Genomic DNA, 18,839 nt, shown 5'->3' with positions numbered 1-18,839 from the left:
CGGCGCCCGCGGCCGGCTGCTGCTCGTTCGGAGCACGCACTCCATGTCCCGCCGGTGGATCCGCTCGCTGTTCGCCCGCCCCGCCCGCCGCCCGTCCCTCCGCGTGGAGGGGCTCGAACCCCGCGACCTCCCCGCCACGCTCGACCTCACCGGCGGCACGCTCACGTACACGGCCGGCGCGAAGGCGGACGTGGCCGTGGGGAGCGGCGCCGGTCGGCCGGCGCAGGTGTGGCTGTTCCCGGGCGCGGGCTTCGGGCCCGGCACGCCGACCGCGGTCGAGCTCGACCCGTTCGGCGGGGCGGTGCTGACCGCCGGCGTGTTCGTGGGCTGACGGCACACGCCGTGGGCCGACGTTCGACTCACGTGGTCTTGGGCCGTGACCCCGGGGGCGGCCGACCAGGCATCCGGCGACGATTCATCAGGGCTTCATTCGCGGCGCGGTAGGTGTAGGTGTGCTCACGCCCCGCCGGCCCGCGCGGGGGACAGGCATCGGAGCCGAAGCATGCCCGTGTCCGACCCAGGCCAAGCGGACGTGTCCCTCCTCGCGGTGGCTTTTGCCGCCGGGGTGGGGCTGTTCCTGGGCGGGGTCGCGAACACGGTACTGGGCCGGGCGCGGCCGTGGGCGCGGGCGGCCGGGTCCGCCGTGGCGTGCTCGGGGGCGGCAGTCGGGGTGTGGGCGGCGGCCGGGTCCGCCGCGTCGGCGGCCGCCGGCGGCGGGTTCGCGGCGGTCGGGCTGGCCCTGGCCGCACCCCGCCGGCCGGGCGCCCGGTGGGCGGTGGCGGGGGCCGCCGGTCTCGTCCTGGCGGTCGGGGCGGTGGTCTGGCACGGGGCGGCGGAAGACGCCGACGACGACCAGGCGCAGGCGGAACTGCTGGCGGCCGCCCAGCGACCCCCGACCCGCCCGGCCCCGGTCCCCGTGTTCACCGACCGGGGCACCCGCGTGGGCGCGTGGCAAGCCACCCGCCCCCGGTCGCGTGCCGAACTGGCCGCCCTGGAGGTCCGCCCGGCCGACACCCCGGCCGTCGCGCCCACGGCGATCCGCTCCTACCCGGCGGACGACCGGTCGAACTGCCACGGGTGGGTGTTCACCCGCGGGCGGTACTGGGTGAGTGAGACCGACGTGGACGTCATCCTGGCCGAGAACGGCTACCGGGCGGTGCCCGACCCGCGGCCCTCCGACCTCGCCATTTACCGCGCGGACGGGGTGGTGACCCACACCGCCGTGGTCCGGTACGTGTCCCCGGGGATGCCGGTCCTGGTCGAGGGGAAGTGGGGCCCCGGGCCGGTCTACCTGCACGCGGCCGACGAGTCGGGGTACGGGACCGACATCACCTACTACCGGGCCGATCGCACCGGCCACGTCCTCGCCGGCCTTGACAGCCACCCCTCGGCGGACGCGCCGGTCGGCGGACAGTGACGGCACTCCGGTGACCGATTCCACCCCCGCCGCTCACCCCGTTACTGCCCGGGCACCGCCCAGACTGCTAACGCGAGTGGCGCGCGCCCTCGAACGCCGACAACTCTGCCGCGGTGGGGAGCGACGGCTGCGCCCCAAACCGGGTGACCGAGAGGGCGGCCGCGGCACAGGCCCGGCGCGCGGCCGCACGCACGTCCAGCCCGGCCGCCAGGAACCGCGCGAGTGCGCCGGTAAACGCGTCCCCCGCGGCCGTCGTGTCGACCGCCCGCACCCGCGCGGCGGGGACAGCTTCGACTCCGGTCGCGTCGGCGATCAGGACGCCACGCCCCCCGAGGGTGACGACCACCGTCCTCACCCCCGACTCAAGGAGGGTGAGAGCGGCCCGCCGGGCGGACGCCTCATCACCGACCGGCACCCCGGATAGTGCGGTCGCTTCCGTTTCGTTCGGCGTCAGCACCGCGACCGCCCGGAGCAGGTCCGCGGGAAGTGGCCGGTCCGGCGCGGGGGCGGGGTTGAGCACCACCGGCACCCCGGCCTCGGCCGCCAGCCGGACCGCGTGCCGGACGGTTTCGAGCGGCGTCTCCAGCTGGGCCACCAGCACGCCCGCGCTCCGGATACTGTCCGCCGCCCGGTCGACGTCGGCGGGGGTCAGGGCGGCGTTCGCCCCGGGCGCGACCGCGATCGCGTTCTGCCCGGCGGCGTCCACGGTGATGACCGCGACCCCGGTCGCGTGGGCCGGGTCCCGCGTCACGTGGTCGGTCCGAATCCCCTCGGCGCGGAAGTGGGCGAGAGCCTCGTCGCCGAACGAGTCGGTCCCGACGCGAGCGACCAGCCCGACGGCCGCCCCGAGCCGGGCCGCCGCGACCGCCTGGTTCGCCCCCTTCCCCCCGTGGGCCTGGAGGAACGTCCCGTCGCCGACCGTCTCCCCCGGCCGCGGCAACCGGCCCGCCCGCACCACCAGGTCCACGTTCACGCTGCCCACCACCACGACGTGTTCGGGTCGGCTCATCGGGCAATCCTTCCGGGGTCACGCCCCGCCTGCCGATTCTCGCAGCCGGGCGTCAACTTCGGGACCCGGCCGCCCCCGGCGCCATGGCCCGCTGTGGCGATACTCGCACCCGCTTCCAGCCCCAGCCGACGAGGCACACCTGGCCCAGCCCAAACCACACGACCACGAAACTCAGGGCCGCGGCCACCGCTCTCGACCAGAAGTGGACCTTTCCTCGCAACTCCTCCAGCTCGCCGCGCGCGTCGACGGAGTGCTGGCGGACCGCGCCGATGCCGTCGGCCACTCGCTCGAGCGGCCCGCGGGTGCGCGCGGCGAGGTCGGTCAGCTTTCGGGGGTCCGGGGCGGCCTTCCGGGTGCGGAGCTCGGCCAGTTCCGCACGGATGCCGGTGAGCACCGCGGCGGCCTGTTCGAGCGCGTCGGCGACGCGCCTCAGAAGCTCCACCCGTTCCGGCGCGCCGTCGAGCTGCGCCGCGAGGTCCGCCACGTCTTCGACCAGCCGCGCGATCACGTCCAGCGTCTCCCCCAACTCGTCGGCCTTCGACAGCGAGCGGTCCAGGCGTTCGACGAGCTGTTCGACCTCCGTCCGGGCCACCACGTCCGCGACGGCCTTTTCGACGAGGCGCGCGGCGGCCGAGCGGACCACGTCCACGTCCACCGTCAGGTCCTTGACCCGGCCTTCCAGCCGGGTCAGCCGGCCCTCGACCTTGACGAGCCGCTCGGCCGTCCGGGCCGCGACCCGGTCGGTGCGGTCGACGACGACGCCCTCCGCCCGCCAGACCGCGACCCCGCACGCGACGAGCAGCACCACGCCGACTCCGCCGAGGAGCATCGCGAGCAGGCCGAGGATCGTCTTCACGGGTGCCTCCTTCGATCAGTGGTCCTGGCGGCCTCGTTCCAGCTCCGCGCGGACGTGGTCGCCGAAGCCGGCGGCGGGGGCGGCGTTCGCGATGTCGCCGACGTACGCCCGGCGGCGGAGAACCTCGAACGGTACCGACCGGTCGAGGCTCCCGGCCTCGTACAGCGCGCGGTCCAGCTTCCCGTTGACGATCACCCGCCAGTCGCGGCGGTACCGGCTGTTCGGCAGGCGGTAGAAGTTGGTCGTGCAGTTCGCGCACACGCCGTGGTACCACCGCGGGGCGGCGTGGATGGCGTTGATGGTCCCGACGTAGTCGAGGAAGACCCGCCGCGCCTCGTCGGCCGGCGTGGTGAGCCGGTACAGGTACGCGTCCTTGCAGTTCCCGTACTTGGTGCGCCGGAGGATCACGTCGCGCTCGTCGGCCGCGACGAAGATCAGTTCCTGCTGCCGGTACAGGCTGTTGACGACCGAATACGTCTGCCCCTTCCGGAAGCGGACCTCGATCGACATGCAGACGCGGCCGTCCGGCCCGAAGTCGAACACGAGCACCGGGTGGCTCATCCACTGGGAGCCCCAGTAGAAGAAGATGACGTCCACCCCCCGCAGGTTCGAGAGGGCGTAGGTGCGCGTCTCGTACCGCGGCGTGAAGTCCTGCAGCGACCGGTACTCGTTGTTGCGGACGTTCTCGATCGTGACGGCGTCGCCGCGGCGCTCGGCCCGCGGCAGCCAGGCGACGCTGGCGTCCCAGTCGCGGTCGTGGCTCGGCTTGAGGGAGAGCCACCAGGCCATGAACAGCGCCGTCGCGGCGAGCAGGGCGAGGGCCGGCTGCCAGAGCGGCTGCCACGCGACGAACGCCGCCACGACCGCGCCCACCCACCCCCACGCGAGGGCCCGGCCCCACCGGCTCCCGCCCCCGACGTCGAAGTAGACGGCGCCGGCCGTCCACGCGGTAACCACGCCCGCGGCGGCGAGCACCAGCACCGTCAACGCCCAGTGGACCACGTCGCCCATCAGTCTCTCGCGTACGACGGTCGCCTTCCGCGCCGGCTCCCCGACCCGCACCGGGACCGGCGCGTCGGGTCAATAGCCACGGCCTTCGGCACCTCCGGCCGGAAGCCGATCACGACCCACGAGTCGGCCGCTTCGGGTAGACCCGCTGGAACGACACCTCGACCGGGCTGGTACTGTGCAACACGCCGCCGACCGTGTCGGGTCCGGGGACCTTCGGGTTTTCTCGACCGCCTGATACGGTATACTACAGCCGTATCGACCGATACTTTTGCACCCGTCATATGGCGTACCCGGGGCGAACCCTCCTGACGTGTTGGCTCGTCGTCGTCCTCACCGGGACGGCGGTCGGGCACCGTCACGCCGCCGCGCAGGCCCACTCGCACGGGCTCGGGTGGGCCGTCATCCCCGGCACGCCCGGGTCTGAGTCGCTCCCGCTCGACCACCGCCACCTCGTACTGCTTGGGATCGAGTTCGGCCCGACCGGCGTCCCGGCGGACGGCGACACGTCCGCCGGGTCGGGCACGGCGGCCGGCATGTTGGCCGTGACCGAGGCGGAGCCGCCCGACGCCGCGACCGCCGCCGAGCCACTTCCGCCGACCCCCGCGTTCGCACCGGCTGGTGCCCTCGCCGCGGTCGGCCGGGCCGCACACGCCCGCCCCGCCACCTCCTGCGCACTCGTCACCCACGCCCGCACCGGCGTCCTCCGCTCGTAGCCCCCTCCAGCTCCGTCGCCTCCGTCACCCACACCCACTCGGGCCTCCGTGCCCGCGTCCACCCATTCCCGAGGAGCGGACCATGTCCGTCGCAGCCCCGCCGTCACCGGCCGGCCCACGGCCGAAGCGGCCGTTCGTCCGCCGGCTCACCGCCCTCCTCCTCCTGCCGGTCGGGGCCGCGCTGGGCGTCGCCGGCACCCGCGCGCTGACCCCGCCGGCCGCGCCTCCGCCCGCCCCGGTCGCCGCCCCGCCGGCCGCCGACGACCCGACCGCGGTCCACTTCGCCCGCGACCGGTGGGAAGCCGCCGGCGTCCGCACCGAGCCGGTGACCGCCACCCCGCTCGCGGACCACGCCTGGCGGTCCGGCCGGGTGGTGCTGAACGACGACCGGGTCGCCCACGTGTCGCCGCCGGTCGAGGGGATCATCCGCGAGGTCCGCGTCCGGCTCGGGCAGGACGTGACCGCCGGGCAGGTCCTCGCCGTCCTCGACAGTAAGGAGGTGAGCCAGGCCAAACTCGACCTCGTCACCACCCGCGTCGCGCTGGCCGCCGAGCGCGAGCGCGAGGAGTGGGCCCGGACGACCGCCGCCAACACCGAGGCGCTGGTCGCCGCCGTCGCCGCCGGGAAGTCGGTGGCCGAGATCGACGCAGCGTTCAAGGACCGCCCGGTCGGCGACCGCCGGCAGCTGTTGATGGCCGCGTACACCGGCCGGAACCAGCTCAAGGCCCAGCTCGCGTCGGACCGGGCCAGCACGGGGGCGATCCCGGGCATCACCCGCCGCAAGACGGAGGCGGACTACGACGCGGCCGAGGCCGCGCTCCAGGGGTTGCGGGAGGAGTTCCGGTTCCAGGCCCGGCAGCAGGCCCGGACCGCCGACCTGAAGCTGAAGGAGGCCAGCGCCGCCCACGACGTGGCCCGCACCCGGCTCCTGACGCTCGGGTACACGGCCGACCAGATCGAGCGGACGGACCCGGTGAAGGAGGGGCCGGCCGCGGCCCGGTACGAGGTCGTGGCGCCGTTCGCCGGGACGGTGGTCGAGAAGCACGCGGTCCTGTCCGAGCGGGTGTCGGCGCAGTTCCAGCTGTTCCAGCTCGCCGACCTGTCGGCGGTGTGGGTGCAGGCCGACGCCTTCGAGGCCGACCTGCCGCTGCTCCGCGGGCTGGCCGGGCGCGGGGTGGTGTTCCGCGCCCCGGCGGCCGGCGTCGCCGAGCGGCCGGCGACGGTGTTCTACGCCGGCGACCTGGTGGACCGCGCCTCCCGCGCCGTCACCGTCTCGGCCGCGGCCCCGAACCCGGACCGCACCCTGAAGCCGGGGATGTACGTCGAGGTGGGGCTGCCGCGCGGCGACGCGGCGCCGGTCGTCCACGTCCCCGCCGCCGCCGTCCAGCGGCACCAGGGCGGCACGTTCGTGTTCGTGCTGCACGGCCGCGACGAGTTCCGCCGCGCCGACGTGGAACTCGGCCGCGAGGCCGGGGACCGGGTGGAGGTGAAGGCCGGGCTGCGGCCCGGCGACGTGATCGCCGTCGCCGGCGGGTTCGTGCTGAAGTCCGAGCTGTACCGCGACCAACTGGCCGGGGACTGATCCCACACCGAACCGGAGACTCCCCGTGACCCGCGTGATCGACTTCGCCCTGGCGAACCGCTTCCTCGTGATCCTCGGCTCGCTGCTCCTCGCCGGCGGCGGGTTCTGGGCGATGACGAAACTCCCGGTGGACGCCGTGCCGGACGTGACCAACGTCCAGGTGCAGGTGATGACCACCGCCCCGGCCCTCGGCCCGCTGGAGGTCGAGCAGTTCATCACCGGCCCGGTCGAGGCCGCGATGAGCGGCATGCCGCGGGTCGAGGAGATCCGCTCCGTCTCGCAGTTCGGCCTGTCCGTCGTCACCGTCGTGTTCGAGGAGGGGACCGACCTCTACTGGGCGCGGCAGCTCGTCGGCGAGCGGCTCGGGCAGGCCCGGGAGCGCATCCCGGCCGGCGTGCCGACCCCGCAGATGGGGCCGATCGCCACCGGGCTCGGCGAGATCTACCAGTTCGAAGTCCGCTCGAAGCCCGGCCACAAGCACAGCCTGATGGAACTCCGCGAGGTGCTCGACTGGCAGATCGCCTACCAGCTGCGGAGCGTGCCGGGGGTGATCGAGGTGAACACCAGCGGCGGCGAGCTGCGGGCCTACGAGGTGCGGATCGACCCGCGGAAGCTGCACGACTTCCGGGTGTCCATCTCCCAGGTCGTGGAGGCGCTCCAGCGGAACAACGCCAACGAGGGCGGCGGCTACCTCATCCTCCACTCGGACGAGCAGCGGATCGTCCGCGGCGAGGGGCTGGTCCGGTCGCCGGCCGACGTCGAGAAGATCGTCCTCGACACCCGGGCCGACGGCACCCCGGTGTACCTCGGGCAGGTGGCCGCGGTCACGTTCGCCCCGGTCATCCGGCAGGGGGCGGTCACCCGCGACGGCAAGGGCGAGGGCGTCGTCGGCATCGTCATGCTCCTGGCCGGGGAGAACTCGCGGGCGGTGGTGCAGCGGGTGAAGGAGAAGATGGCCGAGATCGAGCGGACGCTCCCGCCCGGCGTCGAGGTCGCGCCGTTCTACGACCGCACCGAGCTGGTCGAGCGGACGGTGAGCACGCTGACGAAGAACCTGATCGAGGGCGGCGTGCTGGTGGTGGTCGTGCTGCTGGTGCTGCTCGGCAGCCTGCGGGCCGGGCTGGTGGTGGCGCTGGCGGTGCCGCTGTCGATGCTCGGGGCGTTCGTCGGGATGCTGTACGCCGGCCTGTCCGGGAACCTGATGAGCCTCGGGGCCATCGACTTCGGGCTGATCGTGGACGGGTCGGTCGTGCTGATCGAGAACGTCGTCCGCCGCGTGGCCGAGCACCGGCACGAGCACAAGGCCGACCGCGCCCCGGTCGAGGTGGTCCGCGACGCCTGCCGGGAGGTGGCCCGGCCGGTGGTGTTCGGCGTCGGCATCATCCTGCTCGTGTACCTGCCGATCCTGTCGCTCCGCGGCCTCGAAGGGAAGATGTTCCGGCCGATGGCCCTGACCGTGATCTTCGCCCTGCTCACGTCGCTGGTGCTGGCCCTGACGCTGATGCCGGTGCTGGCGTCGGTGTTCCTGCGCGGCGTGAGCGAGACCGAGCCGTTCCTGATCCGCTGGGCGAAGGCCGTGTACCGGCCGCTGCTCCGCGCCGCCGTCGCGGCCCCGGCGCTGACGTTCGCCGCGGCCGCGGTCGCGTTCGGCCTGAGCGTGGTGGTCGCCACGCAGCTCGGGGCGGTGTTCATCCCCAAGCTCGACGAGGGGTCGATCGCCATCCAGGCCGTGCGGCTGCCGAGCGTGTCGCTCGAAACGTCGGTGGCGATGACGACGAAGATCGAGAAGTGCCTCCTCAAGTTCCCGGAGGTCGAGTCGGTGGTGTGCAAGACCGGCCGGCCCGAGATCGCCAACGACCCGATGCCGGTGAACCTGACCGACATCATGGTCACGCTCAAGCCGGCCGCGGGGTGGCGGTTCCCGGGCAAGGAGGAGCTGGTGGAGGCGATGGAGGCGGCGCTGGAGGCGGAGGTGCCGGGCAACGCCTTCAGCTTCTCGCAGCCGATCGAGCTGCGCGTCGCCGAGCTGGTCGCGGGGGTGAAGTCGGACGTGGGGATCAGCCTGTACGGCGACGACCTCGACCTGCTCCGGGCGAAGGCGGAGGACATCTCGAAGGTGCTGTCGCGGGTGCCGGGGGCGGCGGACGTGTCGGTCGAGCAGACCGGCGGGCTGCCGGTCCTGCGGGTGGTCGCCGACCGGGCGGCGGTGGCCCGGCACGGGGTGAACGTGCGCGACGTGCTCGACGCGGTGGCCGTGATCGGCGGCAAGGAGGTCGGGCAGGTGTACGAGGGGCAGCGGCGGTTCCCGATCCAGGTCCGCCTCGGCCCCGAGTGGCGGGACCGGCTCGAAGCCATCCGCCAGATTCGCGTCGCGGACAAGGCCGGCCGCCCGGTGCCGCTGGAGCAGCTGGCCGCGCTGAAGCTCGAAGAAGGCCCGGCGCAGATCAGCCGGGACGCGATCCGCCGGCGGATCGTGATCCAGTGCAACGTCCGCGGCCGCGACCTGGCCGGGTTCGTCGGCGAGGCCCGGGCCGCGGTGGACCGGGAGGTGGCGCTGCCGACCGGGTACACGGTGGCGTGGGGCGGGACGTTCAAGAACCTCCAGGAGGCGAGCGCCCGGCTGGCGATCGCCGTGCCGGTCGCGCTGGTGATGATCTTCGTGCTCCTCCACTCGACGTTCAACTCGTCGAAGCTGGCCCTGCTGATCTTCATGAACGTGCCGATGGCGGCGACCGGCGGGGTGTTGGCGCTGTGGCTGCGGGGGCTGCCGTTCTCCATCTCGGCGGGGGTCGGGTTCATCGCCCTGTTCGGCGTCGCGGTGCTGAACGGCGTGGTGCTGGTCACCTACATCGTGGACCTGCGCAAGGCCGGGCGCGACCCCGCGGCGGCGGCGTTCGACGGGGCGATGATGCGGCTGCGCCCGGTGCTGATGACCGCGCTCGTGGCGACGCTCGGGTTCATCCCGATGGCCGTGTCGGCGGGCTCCGGCGCGGAGGTGCAGCGGCCGCTCGCCACGGTCGTGATCGGCGGGCTGGTCACGTCCACGCTCCTGACGCTGTTCGTCATCCCCGCCGTGTACCGCTGGTTCGACCCGACCGACCGCCCGGCGGCTTGACTCGCCCGCGTTTCTCCGTTGTTCGGTGACCCCATTCGTTCCCAGGAGACCGTGATGACTCGCAGCAGTGACAGCCGGTTCCGCCCGAGCCTCGACGTGCTGGAGGCGCGGGCCGTGCCCGCGATCCTGTCCCCCATCCCCGACGACTCGATCGCCGTCGGTCCCGACGACGGCGGCATCCCGCGGGTGAAGATCATCGACCCGGCGACCGGCGAGGACGTCGCCGAGGTCGAGGCCTACGAGGGGGCGTTCCGCGGCGGCGTCCGGACCGCCCTCGGCGACGTCACCCGCGACGGGGTGGACGACCTCGTCGTCGCCCCCGGCCCCGGCGGCGGGCCGCGGGTGAAGATCATCGACGGCCGGACCGGCACCCAGCTCGCCGACTTCTTCGTGTACGAGCCGACGTTCACCGGCGGGCTGTACGTCGCGGTCGGCGACGTGAACGGAGACGGGTTCGGCGACATCATCACGGGGACCGGCAACGGCGGCGGCCCGCGGGTGCGGGTGCTCAGCGGGGCCGACCTGGGGCGGACCGCGCTGAACGACTTCCTCGCCTACGAGGGGTCGTTCCGCGGCGGGGTGCTGGTCGCGGCCGGGGACGTGGACGGCGACGGCCGGGCCGACGTGATCACCGGCACCGGGGTCGGCGGCGGACCGCGCGTCATCACCTTCTCCGGGGCCGACGACCGCGTGCTGGGCAACTTCTTCGCCTACGAGGACAGCTTCCGCGGCGGCGTGCTGGTCGCGGCCGGGGACGTGGACGGGGACGGGGACGACGACATCCTGACCGGCACCGGCCCGGGCGGCGGGCCGGTCGTCCGGGTGGTGGACGGTCGCGACGGCCGGGAGTTGCGGCGGCTGCTGGGCGACGACGCCGGGTTCCGCGGCGGCGTCCGCGTCGAGGCCGCGGATATCAACGGCGACGGCCGCGACGACGTGATCACCCACACCCGCCACGGGAACGACGTGCTCCTGCTCGGGTTCGACAGCGTGACCGGCGTTCAGGTCCGCACGTTCACCCGCACGGTGGACGACAACCCGTCGGCGGACGACCTCGCCGAGGGCGGCGGGGGCGGGGGCGGGGCGGGCGGCGGCGGGAGCCTGACCGTCGCGGCCGAGGTGGAGGGGACGATCACCGCGGTGGACACCACGGCCGGCACGGTGACGATCCGCCGGGCGGACGGCACGTCGGTGGTCGTGAAGACCGGGCCGGGCACGCGGGTCGAGCGGAACGACGCCCACGCCACGCTCGCGGCGTTCCACACCGGTGACGCCGGTGAGGCGAAGCTCGGCGCCGACGGGGTCGCCCTGAAGGTGGAGGCGACCGGCCCGTAGCCCTTCACGGGGTTGGATCAAGTTGCCCCCCGGGTCGGGCCGATTGTGAGGGATGAAGCGGTAGTAGGGCCGGCCCCGGAGGGTGAACCTTGACGTGCTGGATCATCCCGTCACGGCGGTGGACGGCGCGCCCCGGGTTCCGGGCCGCCACCCTCGCCGCGACGTGCGCGGTCGGGTGTGCGGCACCCGAGCCGTGGCGGCCGATGACGATTCCCGCCCCGCCACCCCTCTCGGCCCTCGCCCGCGATCCCGCCACAATTCAGCCAGTTCGCCACGAGACGGCTGAGGAGCAAGCCGCGCCCGGTCCCGCGGCGCCGGCCGTGTTCGGGCTCGACGACCTCGTCCGGTTCGCGGTCGAGCGGAACCCGCGGGTCGCGCGCGCCGCGATCGCGGTGGACGCGGCGCAGGGGCGGTACGTCCAGGCCGGGCTGTACCCGAACCCGGACCTCGCCCTGGCGTGGGACGAGATCGGCGACCGCACCGGCGCCGGCGGCATCCTCACCGCCCCGCGCGTCACGCAGACGATCGTCACCGGCCGGAAGCTGACGCTCGCGCAGGCGGTCGCCGGCCGGGAGGTGGACCAGGCCGCGCTCGACGTGCTGGCCGAGCGGTTCGCCGTCATCGGCTCCGTCCGCGCGGAGTTCTACGACGCCTACGCCCTCCAGCAGCGGCGGGAGATTCTCGCCGAGTTGGTGCGGCTCGCCGAGCAGGGCGTCGAGCAGGGGAAGGCGCTGCTCGCGGCCGAACGCGTCGCCCGGCTCGACCTCGTGCAGCTGGAGGTCGAGCTGGAGCGGTACCGGGCGGAGGCCCGCGCCGTCGAGCGAGAGCTGCCGGCCGCCTACCAGCGACTCGCGGCGGTGGCCGGCGACCCGCGCCTCCCGGTCGGCCGGCTGACCGGCCCGTTCGACGCGCCGCCCGCCTACGACCTCGACGCCGCCCGCGAGGTGCTGCTCGCGTACCACCCGCAGGCCCGGTCGGCGCGGGTCGGCGTGGAGCGCGCCCAGGCGGCGATCCGGGCGGCCGAGGCGCAGGTGATCCCGAACGTGGCGCTCACCGGCGCCTACATCCGGCAGTACGAGAATCAGTCGCACGACGCGGCGGTGGGGCTGTCGGCCCCGATCCCGGTGTGGAACCGCAACCAGGGGAACGTTCGGGCCGCCCGCGCCGAGCTGGGGATGGCGGTGCAGAACGTCGGCCGGGTGGAAAACGACCTGGCCGACCGGCTGGCGGCGGCGTTCCGCGGCTACGCCGCCGCGCGGGAGCGGGCCGAGAACTACCGCACGCGGGTCGTGCCGCGGGCGGAGGAGACGTACAAACTGTCGATGGAGGCGTTCCGCGGCGGGCAGTTCGAGTACCTGCGGGTGATCCAGGCCCAGCGGGCGGTGGCCGAGGCGCGGCTCGAACTCAACCGGTCGCTCGGCGACGCGTGGCGGGCGGCGGGCGAGATTTCGGGCCTCCTGCTCGAAGAGGCGTGGCCCGAGCGCCCACCCGGCCCGTGAGCGGCCGACCGCGACCGGCGGCACGCTCGCCCGGTCCGCCGGCTGGACCCCGCCGCCGCCCGCCCCGCCGGCGACGGGGCCGAAGCGGACGCTCGACGTGTTTCCGAAATCCTGAGCCGGACTGTCCGAGGCCTCCCATGTCTGCATCCGCTTCACCCGACCTCCAACCCCTGACCGTCCGGAGCTTCGGCCTGACCGACCCCGGCCGGGTGCGGCCGAACAACGAGGACGTGTTCCTGGTGGGCGAGTTGGCCCGCACCCTGATCGTCCGCCACACGAACATCCCGCAGCCGGACGAGACGCACAGCCGGCACCGCGGGTACGTGTTCCTGGTCGCCGACGGGGTCGGCGGGAACGAGGCCGGGGACGTGGCCAGCCAGCTCGGCGCCGCGTCCGTCGAGGAGTTCCTGCTGAACACGTTCCGCCGCGTCGCCGCCGCCCCGTCCGGGGACGGGCAGGCCGCCCTCCAGGAACTCCAGGCGGCGCTCCGGCGGGCCGACGCCCGACTGTTCGACGCCGCCGGCCGGCACCCGGAGTGGCGGGGTATGGGGACGACGCTCACGCTGGCCCTCGCCGCCGGCCGGCGGCTGTTCGTCGCCCACGCCGGCGACAGCCGCTGCTACCTGTACTCCGGCGACGCCCTCCGGCAGTTGACGGCCGACCACACGGTCGTCGCCGACCTGGCCCGGTCCGGGTTGTTGACCCGGGCCGAGCAAGCCCACCACCCGTGGCGGCACGTGGTCACCAACTTGTTGGGCGGGACGGAACCGGGGGTGCGGGCGGAGGTTCACCTGCTCGACCTGCACGCCGGCGACGCGCTGTTGCTCTGCTCGGACGGGCTGACGGACATGGTGGCGGACGAGGCGATCGCGGCCGTTCTCGCCGCCGAAGCGGACCCCGAGGCGGCGTGCCGGCGGCTGGTCGACGAGGCCAACCGGAACGGGGGGAAGGACAACGTGACCGCCGTCGTCGCCCGGTTCGACGGGCCGAGTTGACGCACGCGCGCCCGCGGACCTGGTGGCGGCCAGAGACCACGACGGCGTCACCCGCGCACGTAGATCGGGTTCGAGTACAGCCACGGCCGCCACTCGTCGTCGAGGCGGAGCCACGCCTCCAGCCGGTAGGCGCCGGGCTCCGTCGGCGTGTACTCGAACGCGGCCGCGTCCTCCGCCCGCGCCACCTCGCGGCCGTGGCGCAGCAGCCGAACGCACGCCGGCTGCGGCAGCCGCGCGGTGAGCTTCGGGCCGGCAGCGAGGCGGATCTCGTCGCCCATCTCCGCCCGCGCGGCGCCGGCGGCCGCCTCGAACCGTAAGCCGGTCGGGTCGCCCATCCAGTCGTGCGAGACGTAGGCGTGGCCGGCCTGGAGCGCGGCACGGATCGCGGGCTCGTCGAGCCGCGGCGCCAGGACGTGGGTGCTGGAGTTGCGGAACGAGCGGAAGTACGGGTCGAAGTCGAGCCGCGCGAGCACGTCGCCCGCCGTCCGGCCGCGCGTCATCTCGCGGATGCCCGGCCGCAGCGCGGCGGAGACGCGCCGCATCTTGTCGTCGGGCTCCACGTTGGTCCCGACCAGCACGGTGTCCGCGTCCACCATCTTCACCAGGAACACCTGGTTGTGGTGGCAGTCGTTGGCGGCGACACCCGTGAGCCGCCGCCGCTTCGTCCCCTCGTCCCACTTGTCCAGGTAGACCGTCGGGTAGTCGCACTGGAACGCCAGCACCTCGTCGGGGAACTGCCGCAGGCTCTTCTCCAGCGATGCGACCTGCCGCGGGTCGGTGAGCATCAGCGCGAGCGCGACGATCGACGCCGGGTCGCGCTTCGCGTCCCAGTGGCGGTTGTAAATTTCGAGCCCGGTCAGGCCGTCCACCGGGTGGCCCTTCCGCTCCTCGACGTGCGACAGGAAGATCATGCCGTCGTCGGCGGTGACGGTGTCGATGAAGTCGGCGCCCTTCAGCTCCATGCGGTTGAGGATGGACTTGCTCGGGTACAGCAGGAACCCGCGGGCCTCGGAGCCGGGGATGAACAGGACGCCGTCCTTCAGGCCGCGCCAGCGGCCGTCGATGAAGTCGGTCGGCGGGCGGTAGTGGTCGGTGAGGAGGACGGCGTGGACGCCGGCCTTCTTCGCGTCGGCGAGCATCTCCGGCAGCGTGCCGCCGGTGTGCGTCGAGTCCTCGGCGTGGGCGTGAAGAATACACTTGTAGTCCGTCAGCCCCGGCCGCGGCGGCACCGCGACGCGCTTCGCGTAAAGGCGCTCCACGCCCGCCCGCACGGCGGCGAGGCGCTCCGGCGCCAGGCGCTCGACGTTGGTGTGCTTCCGGGGCAGCGGCTCGGCGGCCGTCAGCAGGATCACGACCCCGACGGCGACGAGCGAGCGGTGAAGGGGCATCGCGACCTCGGGGTGCATCGTTAGGCCGGGGCGCAAGCCCCGTCGGGGTTTCGACGCCCGACGGGGCTTGCGCCCCGGCCTAACGAGTGGTCCGATATGCGGACCCGTCATCCGATCACGCGAACAGCTCCCGCACGACGCGGCCGTGCACGTCGGTCAGGCGGAAGTCGCGGCCGGCGTGGCGGAACGTCAGCCGCTCGTGGTCGAGGCCGAGCAAAGCCAGCACCGTCGCGTGCAGGTCGTGGACGTGGACCTTGTTCTCGGCGGCGTACCAGCCGTACTCGTCGGTCGCGCCGTAGCGGAACCCCGGCTTCACCCCGCCGCCGGCCATCCACACGGTGAACCCCTCCGGGTTGTGGTCGCGGCCGTCGCGGCCGCCGCCCTCGACCGTCGGCGTGCGGCCGAACTCGCCGCCCCACAGCACGAGCGTGTCGTTCAGCAGGCCGCGGGCCTTCAGGTCCTTCAGCAGCCCGGCGATCGGCTTGTCCACCTCGCGGGCGTTCTTGGCGTGGCCGGCACGCAGGTTCCCGTGCTGGTCCCACTGCACGTTGGCGTCGCTGTGCGTCACCTGCACGAACCGCACCCCGCGCTCGGCCAGGCGGCGCGCGAGGAGGCACTGCCGGCCGAACGGCGCGGTGACGGGGTCGTCCATCCCGTACAGCGCCTTCGTGAGGTGCGACTCCTTCGCCAGGTCTTCCGCCTCGGGCATCGTCTGCTGCATCCGGAAGGCGAGTTCGAACGACTCGATGCGCCCCTCCAGGGCCGCGTCCGGGCCGGAGCGGTCGAGGTGGCCGCGGTTGAGGTCGGCGAGGAGGTCGAGCTGCCGGCGCTGGGCGGTGCGGGTCGTGCGCGGGTTGTCGATGTAGCGCACGCGGGCCTGTTCGACCGGCGTGCTGGCGTTGCCGAGCGGCACGCCCTGGCACGCGGCCGGGAGGAACGCCGAGCCCCAGTTGTTCACCCCGCCGTGGGCGAGCGTCGGGCACACGGTCACGAACGCCGGCAGGTCGGCGTTCTCCGTCCCGAGGCCGTAGGCGACCCACGCGCCCATGCTCGGGCGGACGAAGTTGTCGCTCCCGGTGTGGAGCTTCAGCACCGCCCCGCCGTGCGCCGGGTTGGTGCCGTGGAGCGAGTGGACGAAGCAGATGTCGTCCACGCACCCGGCGACGTGCGGGAACAGCTCGCTCACCGGGCTGCCGCTCTGGCCGTACTGCCGGAACTTCCACGGCGACTTCAGCAGGTTGCCGGTCGGCGCGAACACCACCCGCGGCCGCGAGCCGGGGTACGGCTTGCCGTCGTCGCGGTCCAGAAGCGGCTTCGGCTCGAACGTGTCGAGGTGCGACGGGCCGCCCTTCATGAACAGGAAGATGACCCGCTTCGCCCGCGGCGCGAAGTGCGGGGCGCGCGCCGAGTCGGCGGCGCGGAGCAGGTCGGCGAGGGCGAGCCCGCCGAACCCGAGGGCGGTGTGGCGGAGCGCGTCGCGGCGGGTCATCACGGGCCGGTCTCCGTCACTCAGTTCAGGTGGATGAACTCGTTCCCCGCCAGCACCGCCTGGCACACGGCCGCCCACGCGGCGCGGCGGCCCGCGTCGGCCTCGAACGCGGCCACGCCGGCGACCACCCGCGCGGTCTCGGCTGTCGTCGGCGGGCGGCTGTAGGCGAACTCGAACAGCAGCCGCACGCGGCCCGCGTCGTCGAGGCCCGGGGCGGCGAGCAACCGGCCGGCGAGCGCGTCGGCGGCCCGCGCCGACAGGTCGCTGTTGAGGAAGAACAGCGCCTGCGTCGGTACGGTGGTCGTCGCCCGGTCGCCAGTCGGCACGGCCGGGTCGGGGGCGTCGAACAGCTGGAACACGTCGTACAGGTTGTTGCGGATCACCGGCAGGTACAGCGACCGGCGGTCGCTGGCGTAGCTCGTGCGGTCCTTCGAGGTGTGGTCGAACAGGTAGTCGCGGTTCTTGACGCCCGCGAGCGCCGGGCCGCCGGCGGTGCGGTCGAGCAGCCCGCCGACGGCCAGCAAGGAATCGCGGATCGCCTCGGCCTCCAGCCGGCGCGGGTTCGCCCGCCACAGCAGGCGGTTGTCCGGGTCGGCGGTCGCGGCCTTCGCGTCGTGGGCGGTGCTCATCCGGTACGTGGCCGAGAGCATGATGCGGCGGTGGAGGCGCTTCAGGCTCCAGCCGTCGGCCGTGAACCCGGCGGCGAGGTAGTCGAGCAGCTCCGGGTGCGTCGGGGCGTCGCCGGTGAGGCCGAAGTTGTCCACGGACCGCACCAGCCCCTTGCCGAAGTGCCACCGCCACACGCGGTTGACGATCACGCGGGCGGTGAGCGGGTGCCGCGGGTCGGTGAGCCACGCCGCGAGTTCGAGCCGGCCGCTCTGCCCCTTCGGCAGCGCGGGCTGCCCCGCGCCGGCGAACACGAGCGGGAACCGCCGCGGCACCACGTCCGCCGGGGTGAGGTGGTTCCCCCGGCGCAGCACCCGCACGTCGGTCGGCGTGCCGTCGGCCACGCCCATCGCCGTCGGCAGGTCGGGCGAAGCCGCCGCCAGCGCCGCCGCGGCCGCGGGCAGCGACTTCACCACGGCGCCGGCGGCGTCGATCTGGGCCTTCGCCCGCTGCTCGGCGGGCGTGGCGATGGAGTTCTCGTGCCAGCGGGCCACCTTCTTGAAGTGCTCCATCGTCCGCGTGCTCACGAACACGCCGGCGAGGCCGTAGTAGTCGGCCTGCTCGATCGGGTCGAACTTGTGGTCGTGGCAGCGGGCGCAGCCGAACGTCATCCCCAGCACGGCGCGGCCGACGGTGTCGATCTGCTCGTCCACGATGTCGAGTTCCATCCGCTTCTCGTCGGGCTCGGCGAGCACCTTCGGCCCGAGGGCCAGGAACCCGGTGGCGACGAGCCGCTCGGCCCGCGCGGCGGGGTCGGCCGCGGGGAGGAGGTCGCCGGCGAGTTGCTCGCGGAGGAACTGGTCGTACGGCTTGTCGGCGTTGAGGCTGCGGACGACGTAGTCGCGGTACCGCCAGGCGGTGCCGTGGGCGACGTTCTCGTCGAGCCCGTTGCTGTCGGCGTAGCGGGCCACGTCGAGCCAGTGCCGCCCCCACCGCTCGCCGTAGGCCGGCGACGCGAGCAGCCGGTCCACCACCGCTTCGAACGCGGCGTCCGGCGTGCGGCGTGCGGAATCCCGGAGGAAGGCGTCGATCTCGTCCGGCGTCGGCGGCAGGCCCGTGAGGTCGAACGTGGCGCGGCGGATCAGCGCCCGCGCGTCGGCCGGCGGGGCCGGGGTCAGGCCGGCGGCGGCGAGTTTCGCCAGGACGAAGCCGTCGATCGGGTTGTGAATCTCGGGCTTCGGATTTCGTGCCTGCTGAAGCGGGAGGAACGCCCAGTGCTTCGCCGGGTCGGCAGCGGGCGCCTTCGCCACCGAGGCCGGGTAGGGCGCTCCCGCCTTCACCCACGCCGCCAGGTCGGCGACCTGGGCGGCGGTGAGCTTCCCCTCCGGCGGCATCTTCTCGACCCCGTCGGCGTGACGGACGGCGCGGAGGAGGAGGCTGTCGTCCGGTCGCGCGGGGGTGACGAGCGGGGTGCCGGACCCGCCGCCCTTCTTGAAGCCGTCCGCCGTGTCGAGCCGCAGGTCGCCGCGCTGCCGGTCGGGGCCGTGGCACTTGAAGCAGTTCTCGGCCAGGAGCGGCCGGACGCGGGTCTCGAAGTGCCGCGTGTCCTGGGCACGTGCGGCGGGCACGACCAGGAGCGCGACGACGAGCGGGAGGGAGTGGCGGTTCATGCGCGGGCAGGCCGGGGAGGCGCGGTGCGGAGGGCTCAGGGTATTCTCGCCCACATCGCCGACGGCTTCAAGCGTCGTTCGGTCGGACCCTCGCCGGCCGTGGCCGCGGCGCCGGCGCGGGCTACCGTGAGGGGAACCACCCACGCCCGCCCGC

General features: G+C 74.0%; 14 protein-coding genes. 8 read left to right on the top strand and 6 right to left on the bottom strand.

Features of this window, described 5'->3' with window-relative positions; genetic code table 11:
• Positions 1–43 precede the first annotated feature (43 nt).
• A complete protein-coding gene (locus tag ETAA1_RS29015; RefSeq protein ID WP_145244107.1) occupies positions 44–331 on the top strand; it encodes a hypothetical protein in 288 nt (95 codons plus the stop codon).
• Positions 332–502: 171 nt separating this feature from the next.
• Positions 503–1,417, top strand: a complete 915-nt coding sequence (locus ETAA1_RS29010; RefSeq protein ID WP_145244106.1) for a hypothetical protein — start codon at positions 503–505, stop codon at positions 1,415–1,417.
• A gap of 67 nt (positions 1,418–1,484) precedes the next feature.
• Here ETAA1_RS29010 and rbsK read toward each other — a convergent pair whose 3' ends face one another.
• From rbsK to ETAA1_RS28995, 3 genes are read right to left on the bottom strand one after another with little or no spacing between them, the layout of a single operon-like run.
• Positions 1,485–2,426 (bottom strand): ribokinase, encoded by a 942-nt coding sequence (gene rbsK, locus ETAA1_RS29005; protein ID WP_145244105.1) that lies wholly within the window; start codon positions 2,424–2,426, stop codon positions 1,485–1,487.
• 52 nt (positions 2,427–2,478) lie between these two features.
• A complete protein-coding gene (locus tag ETAA1_RS29000; protein ID WP_145244104.1) occupies positions 2,479–3,282 on the bottom strand; it encodes an AAA family ATPase in 804 nt (267 codons plus the stop codon).
• A 15-nt stretch (positions 3,283–3,297) separates the two neighbouring features.
• Complete coding sequence (locus tag ETAA1_RS28995; protein WP_145244103.1) at positions 3,298–4,293, bottom strand: lipoprotein N-acyltransferase Lnb domain-containing protein; 996 nt, start codon at positions 4,291–4,293, stop codon at positions 3,298–3,300.
• Between the two features lie 281 nt (positions 4,294–4,574).
• Between ETAA1_RS28995 and ETAA1_RS28990 the strand changes: the two genes are divergently transcribed.
• The 6 genes from ETAA1_RS28990 (at position 4,575) to ETAA1_RS28965 (ending at position 13,532) form a co-directional block, all read left to right on the top strand.
• Positions 4,575–5,006 (top strand): hypothetical protein, encoded by a 432-nt coding sequence (locus ETAA1_RS28990; protein WP_145244102.1) that lies wholly within the window; start codon positions 4,575–4,577, stop codon positions 5,004–5,006.
• Between the two features lie 82 nt (positions 5,007–5,088).
• Positions 5,089–6,588 carry an efflux RND transporter periplasmic adaptor subunit gene (locus ETAA1_RS28985; RefSeq protein ID WP_145244101.1) on the top strand — a complete coding sequence of 500 codons (1,500 nt, stop codon included), beginning with the start codon at positions 5,089–5,091 and terminating at the stop codon, positions 6,586–6,588.
• 25 nt (positions 6,589–6,613) lie between these two features.
• On the top strand, positions 6,614–9,703 hold the full coding sequence (locus ETAA1_RS28980; RefSeq protein ID WP_145244100.1) for an efflux RND transporter permease subunit: 3,090 nt from the start codon (positions 6,614–6,616) through the stop codon (positions 9,701–9,703).
• A gap of 54 nt (positions 9,704–9,757) precedes the next feature.
• Positions 9,758–11,038: an FG-GAP repeat protein gene (locus tag ETAA1_RS28975; RefSeq protein ID WP_145244099.1), complete on the top strand. Its 1,281-nt coding sequence runs from the start codon at positions 9,758–9,760 to the stop codon at positions 11,036–11,038.
• Positions 11,039–11,127: 89 nt separating this feature from the next.
• Positions 11,128–12,537, top strand: coding sequence for a TolC family protein (locus ETAA1_RS28970; protein ID WP_145244098.1), 1,410 nt, complete (start codon positions 11,128–11,130; stop codon positions 12,535–12,537).
• A 137-nt stretch (positions 12,538–12,674) separates the two neighbouring features.
• On the top strand, positions 12,675–13,532 hold the full coding sequence (locus ETAA1_RS28965) for a PP2C family protein-serine/threonine phosphatase (RefSeq protein WP_145244097.1): 858 nt from the start codon (positions 12,675–12,677) through the stop codon (positions 13,530–13,532).
• A 47-nt stretch (positions 13,533–13,579) separates the two neighbouring features.
• On the opposite strand, the gene ETAA1_RS28960 is transcribed toward ETAA1_RS28965, so the two are convergent.
• The 3 genes from ETAA1_RS28960 to ETAA1_RS28950 all read right to left on the bottom strand — a co-directional run bounded on the left by ETAA1_RS28960 (position 13,580) and on the right by ETAA1_RS28950 (position 18,685).
• Positions 13,580–14,920, bottom strand: coding sequence for a CehA/McbA family metallohydrolase domain-containing protein (locus ETAA1_RS28960; protein ID WP_145244096.1), 1,341 nt, complete (start codon positions 14,918–14,920; stop codon positions 13,580–13,582).
• Between the two features lie 115 nt (positions 14,921–15,035).
• On the bottom strand, positions 15,036–16,409 hold the full coding sequence (locus ETAA1_RS28955; RefSeq protein WP_145244095.1) for a DUF1501 domain-containing protein: 1,374 nt from the start codon (positions 16,407–16,409) through the stop codon (positions 15,036–15,038).
• Between the two features lie 20 nt (positions 16,410–16,429).
• A complete protein-coding gene (locus tag ETAA1_RS28950; RefSeq protein WP_145244094.1) occupies positions 16,430–18,685 on the bottom strand; it encodes a PSD1 and planctomycete cytochrome C domain-containing protein in 2,256 nt (751 codons plus the stop codon).
• Positions 18,686–18,839: the final 154 nt, after the last annotated feature.

Origin of the sequence: Urbifossiella limnaea (assembly GCF_007747215.1) — a bacterium.
In the GTDB taxonomy this organism is placed as follows: Bacteria; Planctomycetota; Planctomycetia; order Gemmatales; family Gemmataceae; genus Urbifossiella; species Urbifossiella limnaea.
Note: the sequence above shows the minus strand (reverse complement) of the source record. Positions and strands in the feature narration are given on the sequence as shown.

Bases quoted from the DNA above. Each gene is read 5' to 3' on its own strand.
- ETAA1_RS29015 (WP_145244107.1), top strand. From the start codon at position 44: ATGTCCCGCCGGTGGATCCGCTCGCTGTTCGCCCGCCCCGCCCGCCGC.
- ETAA1_RS29010 (WP_145244106.1), top strand. From the start codon at position 503: ATGCCCGTGTCCGACCCAGGCCAAGCGGACGTGTCCCTCCTCGCGGTG.
- rbsK (WP_145244105.1), bottom strand. From the start codon at position 2,426: ATGAGCCGACCCGAACACGTCGTGGTGGTGGGCAGCGTGAACGTGGAC.
- ETAA1_RS28995 (WP_145244103.1), bottom strand. From the start codon at position 4,293: ATGGGCGACGTGGTCCACTGGGCGTTGACGGTGCTGGTGCTCGCCGCC.
- ETAA1_RS28990 (WP_145244102.1), top strand. From the start codon at position 4,575: ATGGCGTACCCGGGGCGAACCCTCCTGACGTGTTGGCTCGTCGTCGTC.
- ETAA1_RS28985 (WP_145244101.1), top strand. From the start codon at position 5,089: ATGTCCGTCGCAGCCCCGCCGTCACCGGCCGGCCCACGGCCGAAGCGG.
- ETAA1_RS28975 (WP_145244099.1), top strand. From the start codon at position 9,758: ATGACTCGCAGCAGTGACAGCCGGTTCCGCCCGAGCCTCGACGTGCTG.
- ETAA1_RS28965 (WP_145244097.1), top strand. From the start codon at position 12,675: ATGTCTGCATCCGCTTCACCCGACCTCCAACCCCTGACCGTCCGGAGC.
- ETAA1_RS28960 (WP_145244096.1), bottom strand. From the start codon at position 14,920: ATGCCCCTTCACCGCTCGCTCGTCGCCGTCGGGGTCGTGATCCTGCTG.
- ETAA1_RS28955 (WP_145244095.1), bottom strand. From the start codon at position 16,409: ATGACCCGCCGCGACGCGCTCCGCCACACCGCCCTCGGGTTCGGCGGG.
- ETAA1_RS28950 (WP_145244094.1), bottom strand. From the start codon at position 18,685: ATGAACCGCCACTCCCTCCCGCTCGTCGTCGCGCTCCTGGTCGTGCCC.